This window comes from Coprococcus sp. AF16-5 (genome assembly GCF_003479365.1).
GTDB classification, from domain to species: Bacteria; Bacillota; Clostridia; order Lachnospirales; family Lachnospiraceae; genus Coprococcus; species Coprococcus aceti.
On sequence record NZ_QUGZ01000001.1, the window covers coordinates 369431 to 392339 of the forward strand.

General features: G+C 42.7%; 22 protein-coding genes, 1 tRNA gene and 1 other annotated feature (1 of these 24 only partly in view). Of the genes, 1 reads left to right on the top strand and 22 read right to left on the bottom strand.

The window, feature by feature from the left end; translation table 11 throughout:
• Positions 1-69: 69 nt before the first annotated feature.
• The 17 genes from rpmF to DWW70_RS01740 all read right to left on the bottom strand — a co-directional run bounded on the left by rpmF (position 70) and on the right by DWW70_RS01740 (position 17373).
• Entirely contained in the window at positions 70-252 is a 183-nt protein-coding gene (gene rpmF, locus DWW70_RS01660) for a 50S ribosomal protein L32 (protein ID WP_004850916.1), read from the bottom strand.
• Positions 253-265: 13 nt separating this feature from the next.
• Positions 266-781 carry a YceD family protein gene (locus DWW70_RS01665; protein ID WP_117548949.1) on the bottom strand — a complete coding sequence of 172 codons (516 nt, stop codon included), beginning with the start codon at positions 779-781 and terminating at the stop codon, positions 266-268.
• 118 nt (positions 782-899) lie between these two features.
• Complete coding sequence (locus tag DWW70_RS01670; RefSeq protein ID WP_117548948.1) at positions 900-2093, bottom strand: acetate/propionate family kinase; 1194 nt, start codon at positions 2091-2093, stop codon at positions 900-902.
• Positions 2094-2150: 57 nt separating this feature from the next.
• A complete protein-coding gene (gene pta / locus DWW70_RS01675) occupies positions 2151-3182 on the bottom strand; it encodes a phosphate acetyltransferase (RefSeq protein WP_055222666.1) in 1032 nt (343 codons plus the stop codon).
• A 132-nt stretch (positions 3183-3314) separates the two neighbouring features.
• Entirely contained in the window at positions 3315-3923 is a 609-nt protein-coding gene (gene coaE / locus DWW70_RS01680; protein ID WP_242857267.1) for a dephospho-CoA kinase, read from the bottom strand.
• Positions 3910-6555, bottom strand: coding sequence for a DNA polymerase I (gene polA, locus DWW70_RS01685; RefSeq protein WP_118649150.1), 2646 nt, complete (start codon positions 6553-6555; stop codon positions 3910-3912). Before polA ends, coaE begins: the two co-directional genes overlap by 14 nt.
• Positions 6556-6597: 42 nt before the next feature.
• The gene (locus DWW70_RS01690) at positions 6598-7137 is read right to left on the bottom strand and encodes an anti-sigma factor family protein (RefSeq protein WP_022216444.1); all 540 of its coding nucleotides are present in this window, start codon (positions 7135-7137) and stop codon (positions 6598-6600) included.
• Positions 7138-7146: 9 nt separating this feature from the next.
• On the bottom strand, positions 7147-7644 hold the full coding sequence (greA, locus tag DWW70_RS01695) for a transcription elongation factor GreA (RefSeq protein WP_015534956.1): 498 nt from the start codon (positions 7642-7644) through the stop codon (positions 7147-7149).
• Between the two features lie 203 nt (positions 7645-7847).
• Positions 7848-8873: a ketol-acid reductoisomerase gene (gene ilvC, locus DWW70_RS01700; RefSeq protein ID WP_015534957.1), complete on the bottom strand. Its 1026-nt coding sequence runs from the start codon at positions 8871-8873 to the stop codon at positions 7848-7850.
• 70 nt (positions 8874-8943) lie between these two features.
• The gene (gene ilvN / locus DWW70_RS01705) at positions 8944-9420 is read right to left on the bottom strand and encodes an acetolactate synthase small subunit (RefSeq protein WP_015534958.1); all 477 of its coding nucleotides are present in this window, start codon (positions 9418-9420) and stop codon (positions 8944-8946) included.
• 186 nt (positions 9421-9606) lie between these two features.
• The gene (locus DWW70_RS01710; RefSeq protein WP_118649151.1) at positions 9607-12033 is read right to left on the bottom strand and encodes a homocysteine S-methyltransferase family protein; all 2427 of its coding nucleotides are present in this window, start codon (positions 12031-12033) and stop codon (positions 9607-9609) included.
• Between the two features lie 17 nt (positions 12034-12050).
• Positions 12051-12533: a ribonuclease HI gene (gene rnhA, locus DWW70_RS01715; protein ID WP_022216442.1), complete on the bottom strand. Its 483-nt coding sequence runs from the start codon at positions 12531-12533 to the stop codon at positions 12051-12053.
• Positions 12534-12548: 15 nt separating this feature from the next.
• Positions 12549-13364: a purine-nucleoside phosphorylase gene (locus DWW70_RS01720; protein WP_243017636.1), complete on the bottom strand. Its 816-nt coding sequence runs from the start codon at positions 13362-13364 to the stop codon at positions 12549-12551.
• 68 nt (positions 13365-13432) lie between these two features.
• A tRNA-Ser gene (locus DWW70_RS01725) sits at positions 13433-13520 on the bottom strand.
• A 9-nt stretch (positions 13521-13529) separates the two neighbouring features.
• Positions 13530-15134: a L,D-transpeptidase family protein gene (locus DWW70_RS01730; RefSeq protein ID WP_055279944.1), complete on the bottom strand. Its 1605-nt coding sequence runs from the start codon at positions 15132-15134 to the stop codon at positions 13530-13532.
• Positions 15135-15260: 126 nt separating this feature from the next.
• The gene (locus tag DWW70_RS01735) at positions 15261-16115 is read right to left on the bottom strand and encodes a metallophosphoesterase (RefSeq protein ID WP_055222678.1); all 855 of its coding nucleotides are present in this window, start codon (positions 16113-16115) and stop codon (positions 15261-15263) included.
• Positions 16116-16125: 10 nt separating this feature from the next.
• Positions 16126-17373, bottom strand: coding sequence for a D-alanyl-D-alanine carboxypeptidase family protein (locus DWW70_RS01740; RefSeq protein WP_118649153.1), 1248 nt, complete (start codon positions 17371-17373; stop codon positions 16126-16128).
• A gap of 149 nt (positions 17374-17522) precedes the next feature.
• Here DWW70_RS01740 and DWW70_RS01745 point away from each other — a divergent pair, with 149 nt between their 5' ends.
• On the top strand, positions 17523-18551 hold the full coding sequence (locus DWW70_RS01745; protein WP_022216437.1) for a 3-deoxy-7-phosphoheptulonate synthase: 1029 nt from the start codon (positions 17523-17525) through the stop codon (positions 18549-18551).
• A 109-nt stretch (positions 18552-18660) separates the two neighbouring features.
• Here DWW70_RS01745 and DWW70_RS01750 read toward each other — a convergent pair whose 3' ends face one another.
• The 5 genes from DWW70_RS01750 to ilvB all read right to left on the bottom strand — a co-directional run bounded on the left by DWW70_RS01750 (position 18661) and on the right by ilvB (position 22669).
• On the bottom strand, positions 18661-18990 hold the full coding sequence (locus DWW70_RS01750) for an SCP-2 sterol transfer family (RefSeq protein ID WP_015534963.1): 330 nt from the start codon (positions 18988-18990) through the stop codon (positions 18661-18663).
• A gap of 14 nt (positions 18991-19004) precedes the next feature.
• Positions 19005-19667: a DivIVA domain-containing protein gene (locus DWW70_RS01755; protein ID WP_055144408.1), complete on the bottom strand. Its 663-nt coding sequence runs from the start codon at positions 19665-19667 to the stop codon at positions 19005-19007.
• Between the two features lie 166 nt (positions 19668-19833).
• Complete coding sequence (gene dtd / locus DWW70_RS01760) at positions 19834-20280, bottom strand: D-aminoacyl-tRNA deacylase (RefSeq protein ID WP_055144406.1); 447 nt, start codon at positions 20278-20280, stop codon at positions 19834-19836.
• 76 nt (positions 20281-20356) lie between these two features.
• Positions 20357-20863 (bottom strand): acetolactate synthase small subunit, encoded by a 507-nt coding sequence (ilvN, locus tag DWW70_RS01765; RefSeq protein ID WP_022216434.1) that lies wholly within the window; start codon positions 20861-20863, stop codon positions 20357-20359.
• 81 nt (positions 20864-20944) lie between these two features.
• Entirely contained in the window at positions 20945-22669 is a 1725-nt protein-coding gene (gene ilvB, locus DWW70_RS01770) for a biosynthetic-type acetolactate synthase large subunit (RefSeq protein ID WP_022216433.1), read from the bottom strand.
• A 101-nt stretch (positions 22670-22770) separates the two neighbouring features.
• Positions 22771-22909: a binding site (T-box leader), on the bottom strand; it runs 150 nt beyond the window's last position.

Below are 22909 nucleotides of genomic sequence, written 5' to 3' on the forward strand. Positions count from 1 at the left end.
CTTCCTTATTATAAAAATAAGAAAGGTCTTGTTTATTCTACTACTCAAATACCGAGTGAGAACTGGAAATTACTCAGCAACTGAGATAATCTCTTTCTTGTTGTATGAACCGCAGTTCTTACAAACTCTGTGTGGAACCATTAACTCGCCACACTTGCTGCACTTAACTAATGCTGGTGCAGACATCTTCCAGTTAGCTCTTCTCTTATCTCTTCTAGCCTTTGAGCTCTTATTCTTTGGACAAATTGACATTATTCACACCTCCTCAATTCTTTAAGATGTCATTAAAAACTGATAATCTCGGATCAGGAACAAAATCATCACAGTTACATGTACCATGATTCAGATTCGTTCCACACACCTTACAGAGTCCCTTGCAGTCATCCCTGCACAGAATCTGTATTGGAACTAAACCCATCAGTTCCTTTTTCAACAGTGCGTCCATATCGATATTACAGTCTTCAAAATAGCTTAACTCATCTATCTCATCTACCTTATCAGAATCCAAAACGGAAGTATCAATAACTGTGTCGATATCTATATGGAAAGTTCTCTCAAACTCCTCCAGACATCTGTCACACACAAGCTCCATGACAACATCAGTGCTTCCGGTAACCTTGACTCTGTTCTTGCCGTCATTCGACAGATTCAGTTGAAAATCATCTGCCTGTCCAATCCGGTAGTCCATTCCCTTAAACTGGAAATTATCAAAGTCTACATGTACTTCAACGCTTTTAGTCAATCCCTCAGTGGATAAAATCTCAGATAAATCAATTAACATAATATCTCCTAAAAATCGCACATCTGCTATTATACATATACAGATATTTATTGTCAACAAAATATTGCAAAATTTTTATACAATTCCGTCAACTGAATCCTGTCGTTATACAGAAGACTTATTTTGTAACAAGCTCTACAGTCTCTCTTGCAATGGCAAGCTCTTCGTTTGTAGGAACTACCCATACCTGAACCTTTGAAGCGTCAGTGGAGATCTTCTGCTCTTCGCCGCGGATCTCGTTCTTAGTCTCATCTATATCGATACCCATGAATGAAAGATCCATTGTTGAAACTCTTCTTACATATGGATTGTTCTCTCCGATTCCTGCCGTAAACGCTATCGCATCAAGACCTCCCATTGCAGCTGCATATGCTCCAATATATTTCTTGACACTGTAGCAGAATACATCGAGAGCGAGCCGGCATCTGTCATTGCCTTCCTTCATACCAGCGTCAAGATCTCTGAAATCACTTGATACGCCCGAAAGTCCTGATACACCTGACTTCTTATTAAGAATAGTTGTTATCTCCTCAACGCTCTTGCCTTCTTTGCCGGCAATGAACTCAAGAATCGCAGGATCTATATCACCGCTTCTTGTGCCCATAGGAAGACCTGCAAGAGGTGTGAGTCCCATGGAAGTGTCCACTGACTTACCGCCGTCAACTGCTGTGATACTTGATCCGTTTCCAAGGTGGCATACGATAAGCTTGGTATCTTTGATATCCCTGCCTATAAGCTCTGCCAGTCTCTTGGATACAAAGCTGTGGCTTGTTCCGTGGAAACCGTATCTTCTTATCTTATAATTCTCGTAATATTCGTAAGGTATTGCATATGTATATGCTTTATCAGGCATGGTCTGGTGGAATGCTGTATCAAATACCGCAACCATAGGAACACCCGGCATATGTGCCTGACATGCTCTGATTCCAATGAGGTTGGCAGGGTTGTGAAGTGGTGCAAGATCATTACACTCTTCTATGGCCGCCATTACTTCGTCTGTTATAACCACTGAATTCGCAAACTTCTCACCGCCGTGAACTATTCTGTGTCCAACAGCGTCGATCTCTGACAGTGAAGCGATAGCTCCCTTATCTGTATCAAGAAGAGCGTCAAGAACAAATTTTACAGCAGCATTGTGATCCGGCATAGCGGCATCCACTGTATACTTATCTTTCCCCATGGTCTGATGTGTGAGCTTTCCGTCGATACCGATCCTCTCACACAGTCCTTTTGCTATAACAGCCTCTGTATCAGAATCAATAAGCTGATACTTCAGTGATGAACTACCACAATTAATTACAAGAACCTTCATTTCAATCCTCCTGCACAACTTATGTGTAAATAAATCATCTTTAAAAATTATCTTTTACTATCTCTCTTTTGGAGTTACCTTCATTCTGCCGTCCTCCTGAGCCTGAGCCTGGATAGCTGTTATGGCAACAACTCCAACTATATCGTCTGCAACACAGCCTCTTGACAGGTCGTTTACAGGCTTTGCAATACCCTGTGTAACAGGACCATATGCATCAGCCTTTGCGAGTCTCTGTACAAGCTTGTATCCGATGTTCGCTGCATCAAGATCAGGGAACACAAGAACATTCGCATGTCCTGCAACCTTGCTTCCAGGTGCCTTTGATGCTGCAACCTCAGGAACGAGTGCTGCATCTGACTGAAGCTCACCATCACACAGAAGGTCAGGGAACTCAGCGTTAACGATCTCTGTAGCTTCAATAACCTTGTCAACGTCAGGATGCTTTGCGCTTCCCTTTGTTGAATGTGACAGCATAGCCACAACAGGTGTCTCATCAACCAGAAGTTCAAATGACTTCGCTGACTGCTCTGCGATATCTGCAAGCTCTGACGCTGACGGGCTCTGATTGAGTCCTGCATCTGCAAATACAAATGTTCCATTGGCACCATACTGACAATCTGGAACTACAACCAGGAAGAATGCTGATACGATTCTTGTTCCCGGAGCAGTCTTCAGTGTCTGAAGTGCTGCACGGAGCACATCTGCTGATGCGTTGATCGCACCGGCAACCATACCGTCTGCATCATCCTGCTTAACCATCATACATCCAAAATATAATGGGTTTGTTAAAAGCAGTTCCTTGGCTCTTGCCTCGGTCATGCCCTTCTTTCTTCTCATCTCTACAAAAGCATCCACGTATTCATCAAATTTCTCATAATTCTTAGGGTCAACAAATGATGCTCCGCTGAGATCGATATCACCAGCTCTGCTCATGATATCTTCCTTGTCTCCAACCAGGATAATGTTCGCAATGCCCTCTGCCAATACCTTGCCGGCTGCCTCGATTGTTCTCATGTCTGATGTCTCAGGCAGTACGATCGTTTTCTTATTCTGTTTGGCTTTTTCTTTTAACTGATCAATAAACTTCATGTTTATTTCCCCCTTTGAAATAATGAAAACACACATAGTTAAAGTTTAACTCATTGCCCCATTATTCTCAATAGAAATAGCCAAAAAAATTGTCTTTTTATCCGTACAATCCGTGATAATAACTAAAAAAATCTAACACTCAATTCCCATCGCCAGCTTAAGCTGGTTTCTCAATTTTTCTAAATTGCCTGAATTGTCTATCTTTTTTGAACAATTTTTCTCATAATAGCTGTCAGGCTCCTGCGAAGCGATGACTTTTCTTGCTTTTTCATCGGTAAATCCGCGATAAGCGCACAAACGTTCAATTCGTTTTGAAACGTCTGCATAGACATACCACATCTCATCGCAGATGTCCAAATACCCATCCTGGATAAGCAGTGCAGCTTCAAGAACGTATAGTCTGCATCCTGACTTTTTCTGCTCCTCCATGGATTCAAGAATGGCCTTTTTTACATTTGGGTGGGTTATGGAATTGAGGATATCGAGCTGCTTCTGATCGCTGAAAACGACCGCTGAAAGTTTTGCTCTGTCGATCCTGCTGTCTTCATCAAGAATATCTCTTCCAAAGTGTTCCACTATGTCATTGTATGATATCTGTCCCGGTTCCATGAGTCTGTGAGCCAGGGCGTCGGCCTCCATAATGAATGCTCCGTAGTCTCGCTGCATTATATCAAGCACAGCGGTTTTTCCAGAACCGATACCACCAGTTATTCCTATGATCTTCATATTATTTTGCCTCATACCAGTTATTTCCTGATGCAACGCCCACCTCAAGAGGTACGGTCATATCTGCGGCATGCATCATCTCATCAACGAGAAGCTTCTTCACTATGTCCACTTCATCCTCGGCAGCCTCTATAAGAAGCTCATCGTGTATCTGCAGGATAAGCTGTGACTTCAGTCCGAGCTCCTTGAGCTTCATGTTAACTCTCACCATGGCGATCTTGATTATGTCCGCAGCGGTTCCCTGTATAGGCGAATTCATGGCAACCCTCTCGCCAAAACTCCTCTGCATAAAGTTGGATGACTTCAGCTCAGGGATAGGCCTGATCCTTCCGAACATAGTCGTCACATAGCCTTTTTCCTTTGCGTGGGCTACCTGTTCATCCAAATACGCTTTTATACTCTTATAGGTGTCGTAATACTTTGCAATGAAATCGGAAGCCTCTTTTCTGGATATACCCAGATCCTCACTCAGACCAAATGCGCTGATTCCGTACACGATTCCGAAGTTGACAGCCTTTGCATGCCGTCTCTGAAGAGATGTAACCTCATCGATAGGAACCTCAAACACTTCGGATGCGGTTGTGGCGTGTATGTCCACGTTGTTAAGGAAAGCGTTCTTCATAACCTCATCTCCTGACAGATGGGCAAGCACACGGAGCTCAACCTGGGAGTAATCAGCATCTACAAATACATATCCTTCCTTAGGGATAAATGCCTTTCTTATAAGTCTTCCAAGCTCCAGCTTCATAGGTATATTTTGAAGATTTGGCTCCGTGGAACTGATTCTTCCAGTTGCCGTGATGGTCTGGTTAAATGTTCCATGGATACGTCCGTCATCTGATATATAATTTACAAGCCCCACTGCATATGTGGAATTAAGCTTTGTGAGCTGTCTGTATTCCAGAATATCCCCTATGATCGGATGTTCGTTCTTGACCTTCTCAAGTACATCTACACTTGTAGAATAACCTGTCTTGGTCTTCTTGCCACCAGGTATTCCCATATCTTCAAAAAGGATAGGTCCAAGCTGCTTCGGAGAATTGATATTGAACTCTTTTCCTGCGTAACCGATTATCGAATCGTGAAGCTCCTGAATCCTCTTCTCAAGTTTTTTGCTATATTCCTCAAGTTCTGTCTTGTCGACTCTTATTCCGCGTTTTTCCATGTCGTATAAGGTGTAAACGGTAGGGAGCTCAACCTTATTGTACAATTCGAGCATGCCTTCTTTGGCAAGCTTATCCATGACGACATCCTTTGCAAGGAGCGGAACGACCGCCTTGTACGAAAATACTTCAAGGAAATTATCACTTATAAATGTAAATATATTCAATTCATCTTTGCCGATGAGTTCCTTCTCAGAAGGAAGTATGTTGCCAAGATATTCCTTTGCGACATCATCGTAATCGTATGAATCCTCCATCGGATTAAGGAGATATGCTGCCACTCCTATATCAAGTACATTTGTGTCACATTCATGAAAATCTACATATTTCAGCGCGCTCTTAAGATCCTCCATGCATATGATGATTCCGGCATTCTTCAAATCGTATATGAATTTGACTGCCTCATCAGGATCTATACCCGATGAACAGTTTATCACATACACATTCTTTGAATCACAGGCAACGGCTATGCCGAGCATCATGTCATCACTGTGGGCAACGTATACACCGACAGCTTCTGATTTCTTTGCAGCATCCTCGATATAAGTAAAGTCGGCTGTAGAATTTACCACTGTTATATCCGGTTTCAGTTCACTTACGGTCTGCTTGTTGTCAAACTTCTTTAAGAGACTCTTGAATTCCAGCCTTTTGAAAATGTTGTATGAACTGTCATTAAACGCGTTCTCATATGTGGTATCCTCAAGCTTGAAATCCAGTTCACAGTCAAGCTTGATCGCTGCAAGCTCCCTGGACATTATTGCCTGTTCTGAGAACTCCGCAAGATTTTTCTGGGCTTTAGGAGGTTTGATCTCGTCTATATGTTCAAGAGCTCCGGCCACAGATCCCCACTGCTGAATGATCTTGGATGCGGTCTTCTCGCCTATTCCGGGAACCCCTGGGATGTTATCTGACGTATCTCCCATAAGTCCCTTCATATCTATAAACTGGACTGGTGTAACTCCGTAGAGATCCTTCACATCATCTGCGTAATAGTTCTCTATCGTGGTTCCACCTGCTTTTGTCTTCGGAATACGGACGAGGATATTGTCTGTTGCAAGCTGCAGAAGATCCCTGTCACCCGATACTATCACGACTTTGTATCCGGCAGAATCTGCAACTCTTGACAATGTTCCTATAATGTCATCAGCCTCATAACCACCCTTCTCAACTATGGTGACGTTCATCGCTGTCAAGACTTCTTTTATGAGTGGTACCTGCTCCCGCAGTTCATCCGGCATAGGCTTTCTTGTGCCCTTATACTCTTTGTACACAAGATGTCTGAATGTAGGCTGTTTAACGTCAAATGCCACGCATACATTTGTCGGATTCTCTTCGTCGATTATCCTGAATATAATATTAAGAAAACCGAGGACAGCATTCGTGTGAAGTCCCTCATAGTTGGTGAGATCCGGAAGCCCGTAAAAAGCTCTGTTAAGTATGCTGTGTCCATCTATTATCAATATCTTTTTACCTGTATCTGGCATGAAAACCTCCTCTTATTTACCGCTCACCATAGAGTATTCTGACTATTCGATACCCTTATGATTTGCATTATATTTTTTGATATTCTGCATAAATTCCGTACTTTCATCCCTGACTTTGTTTTGTTCTTCGTAATATCTGTCGATATCACTGAGATCATAGCGGGAATCGTCCAAAAGTCTTGAGCCAAAGAATTCAGCATAATAGTATTCAGGTTGCTCACTGAGTTTGGAATTCTGTTCATAGTTGTAGACCTTGTCAAGAGCACCGCTGTACAGCCATATAAGTCCGGCAACAACGGCTGCAATTCCGACCAGTATCGTGGAATTTGCTATTCTCTTTACCGTGGTAAGTCTGTTCATCTCTTCCTCAAGATGCTTATCCAGGGCATTCTTAAAATCTGTAGATATATTATCAGACTCGTCCAGTTGTTTCATACCAACTATAAGCGTGTAATAGATATCCAGCTCTTCATAGCAGTTTTTGCATGATCTGACATGCTTAATAAACTCTCTGAGTTCATCGTCAGGGAGTTTATTCTCAATAAACGCCATTATCTTTGACTGTGCTTCCAAACAATTCATATGATCCACCTAGTTAATCTCAAATGATCCATCATCCTGTGTGTTTTCAATCTTTCTTATGACTAGATAATACGGTTCACCCTTCTCTGGAACGACCTGGACTCTGTCGCCAACCTTGTGTCCCATGATCGCCCTGCCTATAGGTGATACGTTGCTCACCCTTCCGTCAAGCACATCAGCACGAACGCTTGTGACAACTCTGTATGTTTCCTCCTCGTCGTCATCCTCAAAATAAACGGTTACCGTGTTATCAATTCCAACCTCATCGTCTGCTGAAGTATCATCTATTATATCTGCAGTCCTGACAAGCCTGTCCAGATATCTGATTCTTCGCTCATTGGCATTCTTGTCTTTCTTTGCTGCATAATATTCGAAATTCTCACTGAGATCCCCCTGAGCTCTGGCCTCCTTTACGGCTTCAAGCTTCTCCTTCCTGACTACACATTTTCTATATTCGATCTCCTGTTCCATCTTTTCGATGTCTTTTTTTGTAAGCTGCTTACCCATATCGATACGCCTCCAAATCTAACGCAATACTTTATATATACTATCACAAAATCCATTCAAAGTAAAATGAGGTGTTGCTGCACTGGTTATCATAGCGGCTGCCTGTATCCAGTGCGGATACGGCCCTCAAAAAAAATACCCGGCAACCACTGCATGCAGTAATTACCGGGTAAAGTGTATACGTTTAAATATATAACCAGAAATTAGTTGTTGATAAGCTTGTCTGACTCGTTGTTCCAGCTATAAAGTGCTCTGATCTGCTCTCCAACCTTCTCTGATGGATGCTCTGAAGCAAGCTTTCTCATAGCCTTGAAGTGAACCTGACGTCCTGCTGGTGACATGTCAAGGAGGAACTCCTTAGCAAATGAACCATCCTGGATGTCCTTAAGGATCTGCTTCATAGCCTTCTTTGTCTCTGCTGTAACGATCTTAGGACCTGTTATATAGTCACCGTACTCTGCTGTGTTAGAGATTGAATATCTCATTCCAGCGAATCCTGACTGGTAGATAAGGTCTACGATAAGCTTCATCTCATGGATACACTCGAAGTATGCGTTTCTTGGATCATAACCAGCCTCGCAAAGTGTCTCGAAACCAGCCTGCATAAGTGCACAAACACCACCACAAAGGACTGCCTGCTCACCGAAGAGGTCTGTCTCTGTCTCTGTTCTGAATGTTGTCTCAAGAACGCCGGCTCTTGCTCCACCGATTGCAAGTGCATATGCAAGTGCAAGGTCAAGTGCCTTACCTGTAGCATCCTGCTCTACAGCAACAAGACAAGGTGTACCCTTTCCTGCCTGGTACTCTGAACGTACTGTGTGTCCAGGTGCCTTTGGAGCAATCATTGTTACGTCAACATCCTTTGGTGGCTTGATACAACCGAAGTGAATGTTGAAACCATGAGCGAACATAAGCATGTTACCTGGCTCAAGGTTTGGCTCGATATCCTTCTTGTACATATCTGCCTGTAACTCATCGTTGATAAGAATCATAATTATATCAGCCTGCTTTGCAGCCTCAGCGGCTGTGTATACCTTAAATCCCTGTGCCTCAGCCTTAGCCCATGACTTGCTTCCCTCGTAAAGACCGATGATGACATTGCATCCTGACTCCTTAGCGTTGAGGGCATGTGCATGACCCTGACTACCATATCCTATGATTGCGATTGTCTTTCCATCAAGTAATGAAAGATTGCAATCCTGCTGATAATAAATCTTTGCTTCTGCCATTTCTTTAATCCTCCTAAATATGTATAAAATGACTTATATATTAACTACCACTTGGATAATTAAAAACGTATTAACCTCTGATGAGACCTGTGAGACCTGTGCGTACAAGCTCAACTATCTCATGTCCATCGAGCAGTCTGAGGAACGCCTCACACTTGGTTGTTGTTCCCGTAAGTTCTATAATAACCGAATCTTTTGAAACGTCAACTATATTTGCTCTGAAAATATCTGCAACTGAGATAATATCCTTTCTCTCGGACGGATTCGCTTTAACCTTGACAAGAACGAGCTCTCTGCATACAGACTTGCCAGGCTCAAGCTCCACTATATCCACTACATCCTCAAGCTTGTTGAGCTGTTTCTTGATCTGGATAAGGCTGGCTTCATCGCCGCTAACTGCAACAGTCATTCTGGAATAAGCGGGATTCTCAGTCTCTCCTACTGTCACACTGTCAATGTTATAACCTCTTCTACTGAACAGTCCTGACACTCTGCTCAAAACTCCCGATGTGTTGTCAACAAGCAGTGACAAAACAATATTACCCATCTATATGTACCACCTTTCAACTCGTCTCTTTAAAATGTACTAAATTATTATAGTTATAAACCACTTTAATGTCAATTTATAACGTGAATTTTGTAATTATTTTTATCTGTTATTTCTGATAATTTTTGTTGTGTATTTACAAATACCCCAAAACTTATAGTGAGATATCCGGATTTTTCCAAATATTTACTCTATGCCCAGAAGATTCTTGACTACAACCACGCAGTTTGCCGCATCCTCGGAATATCCATCCGCACCGATCTCCTCGGCGTAGCTCTCGGTTATAACTGCACCGCCTATAACAACTTTACTGTCCAGGCCATTCTCCTTCACAGCTTCAACAACATCCTTCATCTTGACCATGGTGGTTGTCATGAGGGCTGACAGTCCGATTATGCTGGCGTTGTTATCCTTTGCCGCTTGTATTATCACATCACAAGGAACATCCTTGCCGAGATCTATAACATTAAATCCATAGTTTCTGAGCATAAGAACCACGAGGTTCTTACCTATATCATGTATATCGCCCTCAACTGTCGCCACGACTATGGTAGGCATATCAGAGCTGTCCTTGTCCTTCAGAACAAGTGGACTTATAACACCTATCGCCATCTCCATGGTCTCAGCACTTGATATGAGCTGTGGCAGGAAATATTTTTTCTTCTCGAAGAGTCGTCCAACCTCATTTATCGCACCTATCAGATCGTTATCTATGATGGACTGGGGATCAGCTCCGCTGTCAAGCACAGCATGTACATCGTCAAGTATGGTCCTCTTATTTCCTTTGAGAACATCTATATAAATCTGACTTTTTCCTTCCAGATCAGATCCTGCTTTGCCGCCGGATGCACCCGCTCCCGGTGAGGCAAGCTCAAGAGGTTTGACATTCTCAATATAACGGACATCGCTCTCCTCCTTGAAAAGCAGCATATCAGAAGCAAATGCAGCATTCATAAGCATGGTCTGGGATGGATTTGCTATAGCCATCGTAAGTCCACGAGAGATAGCCATGGTGAGGAATGCTGTATTTACAAACATTCTCTCAGGAAGTCCAAATGAAATGTTGGACAGACCACAGATGGTTGCAAGTCCGTTGTTATAACAGTAGTTTATGGTTTTCAGGCAGTTGATGGCAGCGTCCTTCTGGGCACCGACCGTTGCAACAAGTCCGTCCACAACCACATCATTCTTCGTAAATCCCATCTCATACGCAGTGCCAAGCACCGTGTTGATTATGTCCTCCTTCTCCTGTGGACTCTCCGGAAGCCCCTTATCCGACAGAGGAAGAAGAATAAACATAGCTCCGTACTTCTTTACAAGAGGCAGTATCTCTTCCATCTTCACCTTCTCAAGGGATACTGAATTGACAAGCGCACGTCCCGGATAGATACGAAGTGCCGCCTCAAGTACCTCTGGTGAGCTGGAATCAAGGCATAACGGAAGGTTTACAGCCTGCGATACCTGATATACTACCTTAAGCATCATATCTCTCTCATCGATACCATTCATACCGACATTGATATCAAGTATTGAAGCGCCTTTATCTACCTGCTCTTCGGCCATATTCATGACAAGCTCAAGAGATCCCTCCCTGAGTTCAGCCTGAAGCTTCTTCTTTCCAGTCGGGTTGATTCTCTCTCCAACAACCTTAAACGGAGCATCCAGATCTATTATGAGAGATGAACGCTCAGATGATATACATCTGACATGCTCTGAACTTATCTCAGGAACAGGCATCTTGGAAGCCATATCAGCAAGAGCCTTTATGTGTTCAGGTCTCGTACCGCAACAGCCACCAACCATTCCGGCCCCGGCCTCGATTATCATCTTCATATCTTCAGCAAATTCCTCAGGGGTCATCCGATATACGCTTTTATCATTTACAAGCTCCGGCATTCCGGCGTTCGGCTTTGCAAATACAGGGATAAATGCGATGCTCTTCATCTGTCTAACAAGCTCGACCATCTTATCAGGGCCTGTGGAACAGTTTACACCTATAGCTGCCACTCCAAGATTCTGAAGAACATTTACTGCTGTCACAGGATCGGTTCCATACAGGGTACGTCCATCCTCGTTGAATGTAAGGCTGGCGATTATAGGGAGATCTGACACTTCATTTGCCGCAATAACCGCAGCTCTGGTCTCAGCGAGGCTCATCATGGTCTCGACCACAAGCAGGTCACAACCACTCTCGTCTATGACCTTTATCTGTTCCTTATACACGTCGACCAGCTCTTCAAACTTCAGTTTTCCCATAGGATAGAGCATCTCGCCGGTCATGGTGATATCGCCCGCCACAAGGCCATGGCCTACAGCCTTGACCGCTTCCTTAGACAATTTTACAAGTCTTCTGTTCATGTCCTCAAGGTCATCGGCAAGCCCATACTCGTTGAGTTTTATCCTGTTACATGTAAAGGTTGGAGCATACAGAATATCTGTGCCGGCGTTCAGATATGCAACCTGGAGGTCAAACATTATCTGTGGATGTTCAAGTATCCATTTCTCGGGGCACACGCCAAGAGGCATGCCTGCATTCATAAGATTTGTTCCTGTGGCTCCATCAAGTATAAGTATCTTATCATCAAACAGTTTTCTGAAATCTGTCTTTTTCATGTCTTATCTCCTCGTACTCAGGCCTGATCCAGGCCTTCATCAGTTATTTTTCCATCGCCGTCTGCGGCTGCTGTTGCAAGCATGTCACATCTCTCATTTCCAGGGTTGCCGGCATGACCCTTGACCCACAGGAATTCCACGTTGTGTGGTGCTTTTGCTGCAAGCAGACGTTCCCACAAATCCCGGTTTTTGACCGGTTCATTCTTGCCGCGCTTCCATCCTTTTTTGATCCAGCCCTCTATCCAGTGCTGGTTAAATGCGTTGCACAGATACTGTGAATCTGAATACAATTTCACATTACATGGCTTTATAAGAGCCTCAAGCCCGACTATCGCCGCCATAAGCTCCATTCTATTGTTTGTTGTCTTTATATATCCCTGGCTGTATTCTCTCTCATGAAGCTGTCCCTTTGCATCGATAAACTGAAGAACAGCGCCATATCCACCAGGTCCATTTGGATTGCCTCTGGCAGATCCATCAGTGTACAATATTACATCCATATATGATCTCCATAATTATATTTTCTGTATAAATGAGTCTATGATACGAACAAGTCTTCCTGACGCTTCATCGCCCGCCGCAATGATCTCCTCGTGCGAAAGCTCTCCGCCGAGGCCTGCAGCTTTGTTGCATATTGAGGAAAGACCTGCGACACGCATTTCCATATGTCTTGCAGCTATGGCTTCACATACAGTGCTCATTCCAACTGCATCTGCCCCCATTCCCGCAAACATTCTTATCTCTGCAGGAGTCTCATACTGAGGACCGGTGACCTGAATATATACACCCGACCTGAAATCAATATCATTTTCAGCAAATGCTTCTCTGATATAGCTATTCAGCTCCACATCGTAGACATGTGTCATATCGGGAAATCTCACACCCAATTTATTGTAGTAACTGCAAATGAGTGGCGATGGTACAAATGTTGAAATGTGATCACTTATCATCATGATATCGCCCGGCTCAAGCTTCTCAGATATTCCGCCTGCAGCATTTGTGAGCAGAAGTTTATCTACACCAAGCAGCCCTATGACACGGACAGGCATGACAACCTGGCTCATATCGTATCCTTCATAATAATGGACCCGTCCCTGCATGATAAGGACCTTTTTCCCGTGGATACATCCGTATACGAAGCGGCCTCTGTGTCCTGCTACTGTAGATACAGGAAAATGTGGAATATCTCCGTAATCCACATACACAGGGTTCTCAATAACGTCCGCCATATGTCCCAGACCACTGCCCAGGATAAAGGCTATATCAGGAACATCTCCTATCGCATGTCTCAAATACGAGGCAGCCTCCGTCAACTGATCGTATGTTACCAAATCATCACCCCCATAATACAAAACAAGGTCAGGATATTATTCCTGACCAGGATCTATATAAATTATAACGGAGACGGAGGGATTTGAACCCTCGCGCCGGTTGCCCGACCTACCGCATTTCGAGTGCGGACCCTTCAACCTCTTGGGTACGTCTCCAATTACACTTTAATAATAGCAGATGACAGGCATTCCGTCATATACTATATTAAACAACTGTTCTGCCGCGGATACAGGAAGATTTACACATCCATGGGATCCGCTGTTCTTGTATATATCACCGCCGAATGAACTTCTCCACGATGCATCATGGAATCCGATTCCCAGCTCGCCTATGAATGGCATCCAGTATGTTACAGGAGTCTCATAGTCATCGCCGATAAGCACAGCAGGTGTCTTCTTATACAGGATCGTATATACACCTTCAGGTGTTCTGTATTTGCCATTGTTTGCAAGGCTTCCGGTTACGCAGTCGGAATCCCACACAAGATTGCCGTCTACATATGCATATACATGCTGCTGGCCAAAATCACATTCGATATATGAATCACCGATATCATCGCCGCCATCGTGATAAACTGCAGCGTAGCAGTCAAACGGCGGTGTATGTGTTGTGGACTCTCCGGCTTCAAGAAGCTTCATGAGCTCTTCTGTCTCACCGTCCACATCGATCATCCAGCCATACCAGGTATTCGCCAGAGTGATGACATCACCATTATGAGTTCTGAAATTCCTCGGCACACCGTATGTATCGTATCTGCTTGCGATATTCTCGACATACTCACGCACCTTGTCTTCTGAGAATTTCCATTTTCCTTTTACGTTGCTGATCCAGTCGCCATATTCCTTGCTGGTAAGCTTCCATGACACCTGATCAATCTCATATGTAATGGTCATCTCAAGGATCTTTGCAAGATCCTTCTGCTCATTTACTATCTCTTCACTGTCGGCTGTGAGCTCAGGACTCTCGTATGCGTCACTTTCCGATACATCAAGCACGGATTCACCTTTAACAATCGCCTCATCTATTATACAGCATAATCTGTCAAAATCAAGATAATTTCCTTCAGAATCAGGAATAATTGTTGATTCTCCATCCTTGATCGTAACATAGGCATCTTCCGGTTTCTCCATCTTGGACTCGTCAAGACTGTCATAGCTCTTCAAAAGCTTCTCGAGAGCATCCTTGTCATACGACGCTGAATAGTAAAGGTCATAATCTTTTCTCTTTAGCATGTAATAAGGCCAGAGAAAACCATTTTGTTCGCTTATGATCTTCTTGGCTGTTATATTCGGCTTTATATCAAGCGATATATCTTCTGGTTTTATGACATGTTCCTCACCGCCCCTGAGCTTGAGTGTGAGGGAATAATCCTGTATGTAACTCTCTATGTATGCATCGACATCATCAAGTGAGTAAAACGAATAGTCTATATCATTGATGTATGTCTTGTAGTTGTAATGGAACATGAACCATATCGATATAACTATATATGTACATACGACCACCGCTCCAAATATAGCCGCTGTGATCTTCAAAGCTCTATGAGTCTTTTTTGCAGACTTGTCATCCGGTTCGTCCGCTTCATCAGAAGCTTCATTATCTGGGAATATCGGTATCCCTGCTCCATCGGGAATGGCTGCATCCGATGCCGCAGTCTCCGGTTTGGTCTCTGTCCCCCCGAATATTGTCTCTTCAGCAACTATCTCTTCAGCGGCATCAGTGTTCACATTATCTTTATCTATATTGTTATCATCTGTGTTATTGTTCATAAAATCACGCTCTTCCCCTTCACACATAATTCCATGCGAACTTACATCCAACATACATAATATTATATGCTATATTACTATAATTCAACACTTAATTATGTTTAAATATAAGAGGCTAACGCACTGTTATCTGGACAAATTGATGGTCACCAGATCCGGTTCGTTATTAACTCTGATTCGGATAGTGTGAAGTCCGAGTCCTGCACAGACTATCATATTATGTCCATCGCAGGAATATAACCCCTTATAGTACTTTGGAAACAGTCTGATCATAGGCGATATCACGCCTCCGAGAAATGGCAGGATCACAAGTCCACCATGTACATGGCCGGATACAGTAAGATCAGCGCCCCATCGGGAATATTCTTCAAAATAATCGGGATCATGTCCTATAAGTATATTGTAATCGGATCTGCTTATCGGTGGAAGTTCATTCAGCAGATACTCTTCATCCATATCGAGCTTTTTGAATCTTCTGTAATATTCCGTCTTCATGTCAAGTCCGTATATCGTGACATTGTATTCATCAAGATGAACACTTTCATTTATAAGCCAGGTGATGTTATCTTTTGTTCCTTCATATAACCTGTTCCACATATCACCATATTTTTCATATATGGATACGCGCATCTCATGATTTCCTTTTCCCATATACACAGGAAAACGCTTGCCAAGTTCATTCAGAAAATGTATACCTATATCTACTGTAAGTCCCGGCTTTCCGACTATTATATCCCCCGCCACCAGTATGAAATCCGGATTGATCTTTTCTATACAGCTTATAAGCTTCTCGTTGTCCTTTCCAAATTCCGCATTGTGGAGATCTGATATCATGACTATCCGGGCTTTTTTTCTTATTCTCCTGTCATGCAGTTGATAATTTGAAAACGAGATTCTTCTGTTTTCGCGGTAACTCTCTATCAAAACATTAACAAGCGTTATAATGCATAGTACGATAACTACAACTAAAAAAATCTTCATGTATTTAACCTCAATATGTAAATTGTAACTTGAGCACTTTAACGAAAGCGTACTTCATACTCATGGAATCAACCTTCTCCGCCGCATATATCGGCACTGAACCGATGCACCTCTCGCCAATATAATAGCTCATCTTTCCAAGCTCTTCACCACTGTCAACCGGGGCAGTCAGTGGATCTCTCATCTCCAGTTTCTTCTTCACATCCTCCGCGTGTTCTCCCGCAAGCAAGATCCCGGTGAATTGTGAGTCGGTCTTAATTGTAACACAACTTTCGGTGCCATTGTCTATGGAAATCTCTTTTTCCTGAAGAATATTCAGATCTGTATATTTCTGGCACATCGAATATCCATAATCAAGCAGCCTGCAGGCGTCTTTGTTTCTGATATCCTTTGTATCAGCTCCCATGATGACAGCAATAAGCTGTATGCCGTCCCTCTCAGCAGTCGCCGACATGCAATATTTTGCGGTATTTGTGAAACCTGTCTTAAGGCCGGTTGCTCCTGTATACATATTCAAAAATTTATTTGTGTTGACGAGATCAAACTGACTCTCGCCCCTTCGTGTTTTATGTATGATCGAATCCATCCATATGCCTGAATAATCAAATATGGCAGGATATTTTGTTATGAGTTCTCTGGACATTATGGAGATATCCCGTGCTGACATTTTATGTCCATCCGCATCCAAGCCACACGCATTTTTGAAACTTGCATTTGTCATCCCCAGCTCAGCAGCCCTCTCATTCATCTTTTTCACAAACGCTTCTTCGCTTCCGGCAACCTTTTCCGCCATGGCAACAGCCGCATCGTTTCCGGATGCAATTATAATACACTTTATCATATCTTCAACAGTCTGTTCTTCTCCTGCCTCAAAGAAGCATTGCGATCCGCCCATGGACGCAGCATGTTCACTCACAGTTACAATATCATCAAGAGTCATTTGTCCGGCCCCTATCGCCTCAAAAGCCAGAAGAAGCGTCATAACCTTTGTAACCGAAGCCGGAGCCATGGCTTCATCACAGTTTTTTTCAAATAACACCTGACCTGTGGATGCCTCAACGAGTATACAGCTTGGAGATTCCACCTCCAGAACTTCTGTCTGGTCTGCCGCCTGAGTCTCTGTCTGTTCCTCTGCATATACCATAAGATTCGTACTCATTGTGTTTGCAAATATGATAAAGATGAGTACCGTTATAACAGATAATCTTCTGATATTTTTCTTCCTGCCCATCTTTTTTCTATCCGGAAAATGCAGCATACAACTCCTCTTTCAGTTTCTGTTTATATATTATATTATGCATTTATCCGGCAATATGACTTTTTATCCCACCAATATAGTATTATTTTCTTTATTTTGTAAAGTTTTTCTGATATAATCAATGGCTAGAAAAAAGGAGGACATGTTTCATGAGTATGAAATTAGTTAAACGAGTACCAACTGGCGATGAGATCAAGGAACTATACCCTCTTTCAAGCGAGTTGAAAGCCATCAAAGCCAGAAGAGATGAAGAGATCAGAAAAATTTTCGTAGGCGATGATGACCGATTTATATTTATCATCGGACCTTGTTCAGCAGATAATGAGGATGCTGTTTGCGATTATCAGAATCGTCTTGCAAAGGTTGCAGATGAAGTTAAGGATAAGATACTGGTCATTCCACGTATATATACTAACAAGCCAAGAACTACTGGTGATGGTTACAAAGGAATGCTCCATCAGCCTGATCCTACAAAGGCATCAGACATGCTCGAGGGTCTTTACGCCATCAGAAAAATGCATATAAGAGCTATCAGGGAGACAGGACTCACCGCTGCTGATGAGATGCTTTATTCAGAAAACTGGCAGTATGTAGATGATATCCTCTCTTACGTTGCCATAGGCGCACGTTCTGTTGAGGATCAGCAGCACAGACTTACCGCAAGTGGAATGGATGTTCCTGTAGGTATGAAGAATCCTACAAGTGGTGACTACAACGTTATGATGAATTCCTGTATAGCAGGACAGCATCACCACACATTCCTCTATTCTGGATGGGAGGCACATACAGACGGAAATCCTTTGACACATTGTATATTGAGAGGTGCACTGAATAAGCATGGACAGTCTATATCCAATTATCACTATGAGGATCTCAGGCTCCTTGCTGACACATACAAGAAGTTCAACCTCGTAAATCATGCATGTATAGTTGATGCCAACCACAATAATTCTGGCAAGAAATTTATTGAACAGCCAAGAATTGTCAAAGAGATAATCCACAGCAGGAATTACGATTCTGAGATCAAGAATCTTGTAAAGGGTGTTATGGTTGAGAGTTATATTGAGGATGGCAACCAGCCAGTAGATGGTGGATGCTATGGTAAGTCTATCACAGATCCTTGTCTTGGATGGGATAAGACAGAGAGACTTCTCAAAGAAGTTGCTGATCTTCTGTAAAAAATACATTTTAAGCCTGCGCGCTTATACAATTACACGTGCTGTGCTTATACAACAAAAGAAAACCGGCGGATCTATCATGATACCACCGGTTTTCTTTATTTATCTGTCAGGCCGAAGCCTCGCAGAGTTTGACGAGTATGCATCTTCCCAAAGACACATCTCCCATCATCTTATATTTACTTGTAGTATACGCATACATCGGATCGACAACTCTTCTCAAAAGTCTTGAAAGAACTGGAACTGTAAATACATATTTAACCTTATACTCCCTGTCCGAATTCTCTGTTAATCTGGCAACATGATCCCTTATATCTATGTAGAACACCCCACTATCATTGCCGATAACATTGAACTGAAGACAACAATCATCAATATCCGCCAATTCCAAAGAACTGAGAACGCCGTCGATACACTCCACGCATTCTTTATACGTCATATAAACACCCAATCTTATAAGAACTCGAAGTCTGCATCCTCATCGCCATCTCCGATAAGTACCTGATTACGCTTTACTCCTTCTTCTACTTCACCAACAATAAGTTCTTCCTCTTCTTCCTCCTGAGCAGCCTGAGCACTCTTACCTGTGAATGCTGCCGGCTTTGGCTCTGCCTCTGGAGCAGCCTTTGGTGTCATCTTGAGCTTCTGAGGTGCATCTCCGCCCTGCGACTTCATCTTAAGCTTTGTTATAGGATCCGCCTCAACTGCAGCTTCAACCTTATTTGCAGCCTCAGCAACCTTTGCACTTGATCCGCTCTTGAGTGTCTCCATCTCTTCCTTGAGCTTGGCAAGCTCAGCCTTTGCATTTGCGATAACCTCGTTAGCCTTCTTCTTAGCGTCGTTTATTATCTTGTTAGCCTCAGCATTTGCTGCGTTGGCTTCCTTCTTGGAACCAGGAGCAGCCTGCTCGAGCTGCTTCTCAAGCTCATAAATCTTTACGCTGTTCTCCATAAGGTTCTTCTTTGACACTTCGTTCTCTGACTCAAGAGCTGCATACTTTGTCTCAAGTTCTGCATAATCTTCTGCAACTGAGCGCAGGAAGCTGTTAACCTCATCCTTATTATATCCAAAAAGTCCTTTTTTAAAGGTTTTAGATTCAATCTGATCCTTTGTCATTGTATAGTTCTCCTTTTCAGTATTAGTTCTCTCTATAATATTATCCTTTGCATATAGAAACTCCACTTGTAATTATATTAACAAATATTCATTTTTTCAACAATATTGTTGGATTTTATAAAATTTTCCCAATATATTACAATTTTTTCGGCAAATCATGGATATATTACAATTCATTACTGTCAAGTAATATGGTAAATGGCCCATCATTGGACAGATCCACTTTCATATCTGCACCAAATTCTCCATGTTCCACCACAGGAACAAACTCACGGCATCTTTCAATTATATACTCATACATCTCATTGGCCATATCAGGCGCTCCTGCACCAGTAAATGATGGTCTGTTGCCCTTCCGGCAGTCTGCGCACAAGGTAAACTGTGAAACGATCAGGAGTTGGCCGTTTACTCTGTTTATGTCAAGATTTGTCTTGCCATTTTCGTCGGCAAATATCCTCATCTTCACAAGCTTGTTTATCATCTTGTCAGCAATCTCTTTGGTATCCGAATCGTATACTCCGACAAAAACCAGAAAACCTTTCTGTATGCTGCCGATCACTTTGCCATCCACCTCTACTGATGCGTGATTTACACGCTGTATAACAAATTTCATTTTACGGATCCTTTCATAATCTTTTTACAGACTATTTTTTCAACAATATCATTGTGACAGTTATTTTCTGGTCATACTATCTGTCCGACATGCTTATCGCTTCAACTGCAACACTTCCGCCTCTTACAACCTCTATTCTGTTAGGAAAACTCTCTTTGAACAGTTTTATTGCATTGTCGTTCTTTGCATCAGTCTGAACACACTCAACAAGCACTGATTTCTTATTGTAGTCAGTGATCTTGTAGCCAAATGCATTTGCAATTCGGAACACCTCGTCCTTATCTTCATTTGAGCAGCTATTGACCTTGACATATAAGATCTCGTTGTTGTGGATTGCAATATCTGTGTAGTCGACGACCTTGATAACCTCAACACTTCTATTGAGCTGCTTTTTCACCTGCTCAAATGTCCTGTCATCACTGGTGAAACCGATGGTCATTCTGGATATTGTCTCATCCTCGGTTACTCCAACGGTTATAGTATCTATATTGTATGATTTGCTTGAAAACAAACCTGAAATTCTTGCAAGTACACCTACCTCATTCTCTACGAACAGGCATATCCATCTCTTCTTTACGCTCATTCTATATACCCCTTTCATCTGGATAATATACAAATCTATATATGTACATTCTATTACCAATATAAAATCAATTTATCAATATCAGCAGTCAAGTATCATGTCATTCAGTGACTTTCCACCCGGAACCATAGGAAATACGTTGGCCGTAGGATCGATGAAGAATTCTATAACTGTAGGTCCGTTTGTATTTGCCCTGGCAGCCTCAAATGCCGGCCTGATTTCCTCAGGCTTTGTAACTCTGATGCCCTTTGCATCATAGCTCTCTGCCAGTTTTACAAAGTCAGGAGAATACTTTGGACAGCATTTATCCGGATTCTGACAGTCTCTGTTGCATCTTCTTCTGTATCTGAGACATGTACTGCTGTATCTCTTATTGAAGAACAGCTCCTGCCACTGGCGTACATTGCCGAGATAGCCGTTGTTCAGTATACAGAGGGTAACAGGAAGCTCAAGCGCAACAGCTGTAGCCATCTCCTGAATGTTCATCTGGACTCCGCCGTCTCCGGATATACAGATAACATCTTTATCCATGTTGCCAAGCTTTGCGCCTATGGCAGCAGGAAATCCATAACCCATGGTTCCAAGACCTCCAGAAGTTAAGAGCTGTTTGTTCTCGTCTATATCAATGTACTGCGTTGTCCAGAGCTGATTCTGTCCAACATCAGTTGTAACGATGAGATTGCTGTACATATCGTTTATGGTTCTGATGATAGCCTCAGGGGTCACACCATCATATCTGTTCATGTTGATAGGATACTCAGCCTTGACATTCATAATGTCATCCACCCAGCCTTTGATATCAAGAGGTTCTGCATATTCAAGCATCTTGGATATGGCAACCTTGGCATCAGCAACGATAGGTATATCTACCTTTATATTTCTTGATATGGACGCTGCATCTATATCAACATGTATGATCTTGGCATTCTTGGCAAATGTATCTATAGTACCTGTTATTCGGTCGTTAAATCTACATCCGATGGAGAAAAGTACATCGCTCTCCATGATAGCCTTGTTGGATGCCATGTTACCATGCATACCGATGTTACCGACATAGAGTGGATGGTCAGTAGGAATAGCACCCTTACCCATAATTGTAGTAACTACAGGTATACCGGTCTTCTCTGCAAGCTCCTGCATTTCTTTTCTCGCATGTGCGATATTGACTCCGCCGCCGCAGAGGAACACAGGCTTCTTTGCATTCTTAAGCTCCGCAAGGGCTCGCTTGATCTGTCCAACATGTACACCCTCTGAAGGCTTGTAACCTCTGATATTTACTTCTGTAGGATACTCGTCACTTCCCATGGCAAGCTGTATATCCTTAGGAATATCAACAACTACAGGACCTGGCTTTCCGGTTCTTGCTATGTAAAAAGCATTTTTAATGATCCTTGCAAGATCTTCTCTCTTTCTTACTGTGACTGCATACTTACATATGCTTCTTGTGATTCCAACTATATCAACCTCCTGAAAAGCATCATTTCCAATAAGATTCATTGGAACCTGTCCTGTAAAACATACCAGCGGCACGCTGTCGTAGTTGGCTGTGGCAATTCCCGTTACAAGGTTTGTCGCACCCGGACCACTTGTTACCAGACACACTCCAACTCTTCCTGTTGAACGTGCATATCCGTCCGCTGCATGAACAAGTGCCTGCTCGTGTCTTGGAAGTATCATATCAATACCTTCTGCATCATACAACGCATCAAACAGGTCTATCGCCGTTCCACCAGGGTATGCGAACAGAGTGTCTACCCCCTCTTCCTGCAACGCTTTTACAAACATCTTTGCTCCATTGATCTCCATATCTTATACCTCCTGTAAAGTTCATGATAATCTAAACTTACGCCTCGGGATGTATATATGCACCCCATGCATAGAAAAAGCCCTAAGCGCAACTGTTTTACGCTTAGGGCGAATATGTTCATATCCGTGGTACCACCTAAATTCAGACAAATGTCTGCACTCATCAGATACTATAATAAATTATCACTGTAATCATTATTAATATCTTATTCCTGTAACGGGGAAAACCGTTGAAACCTA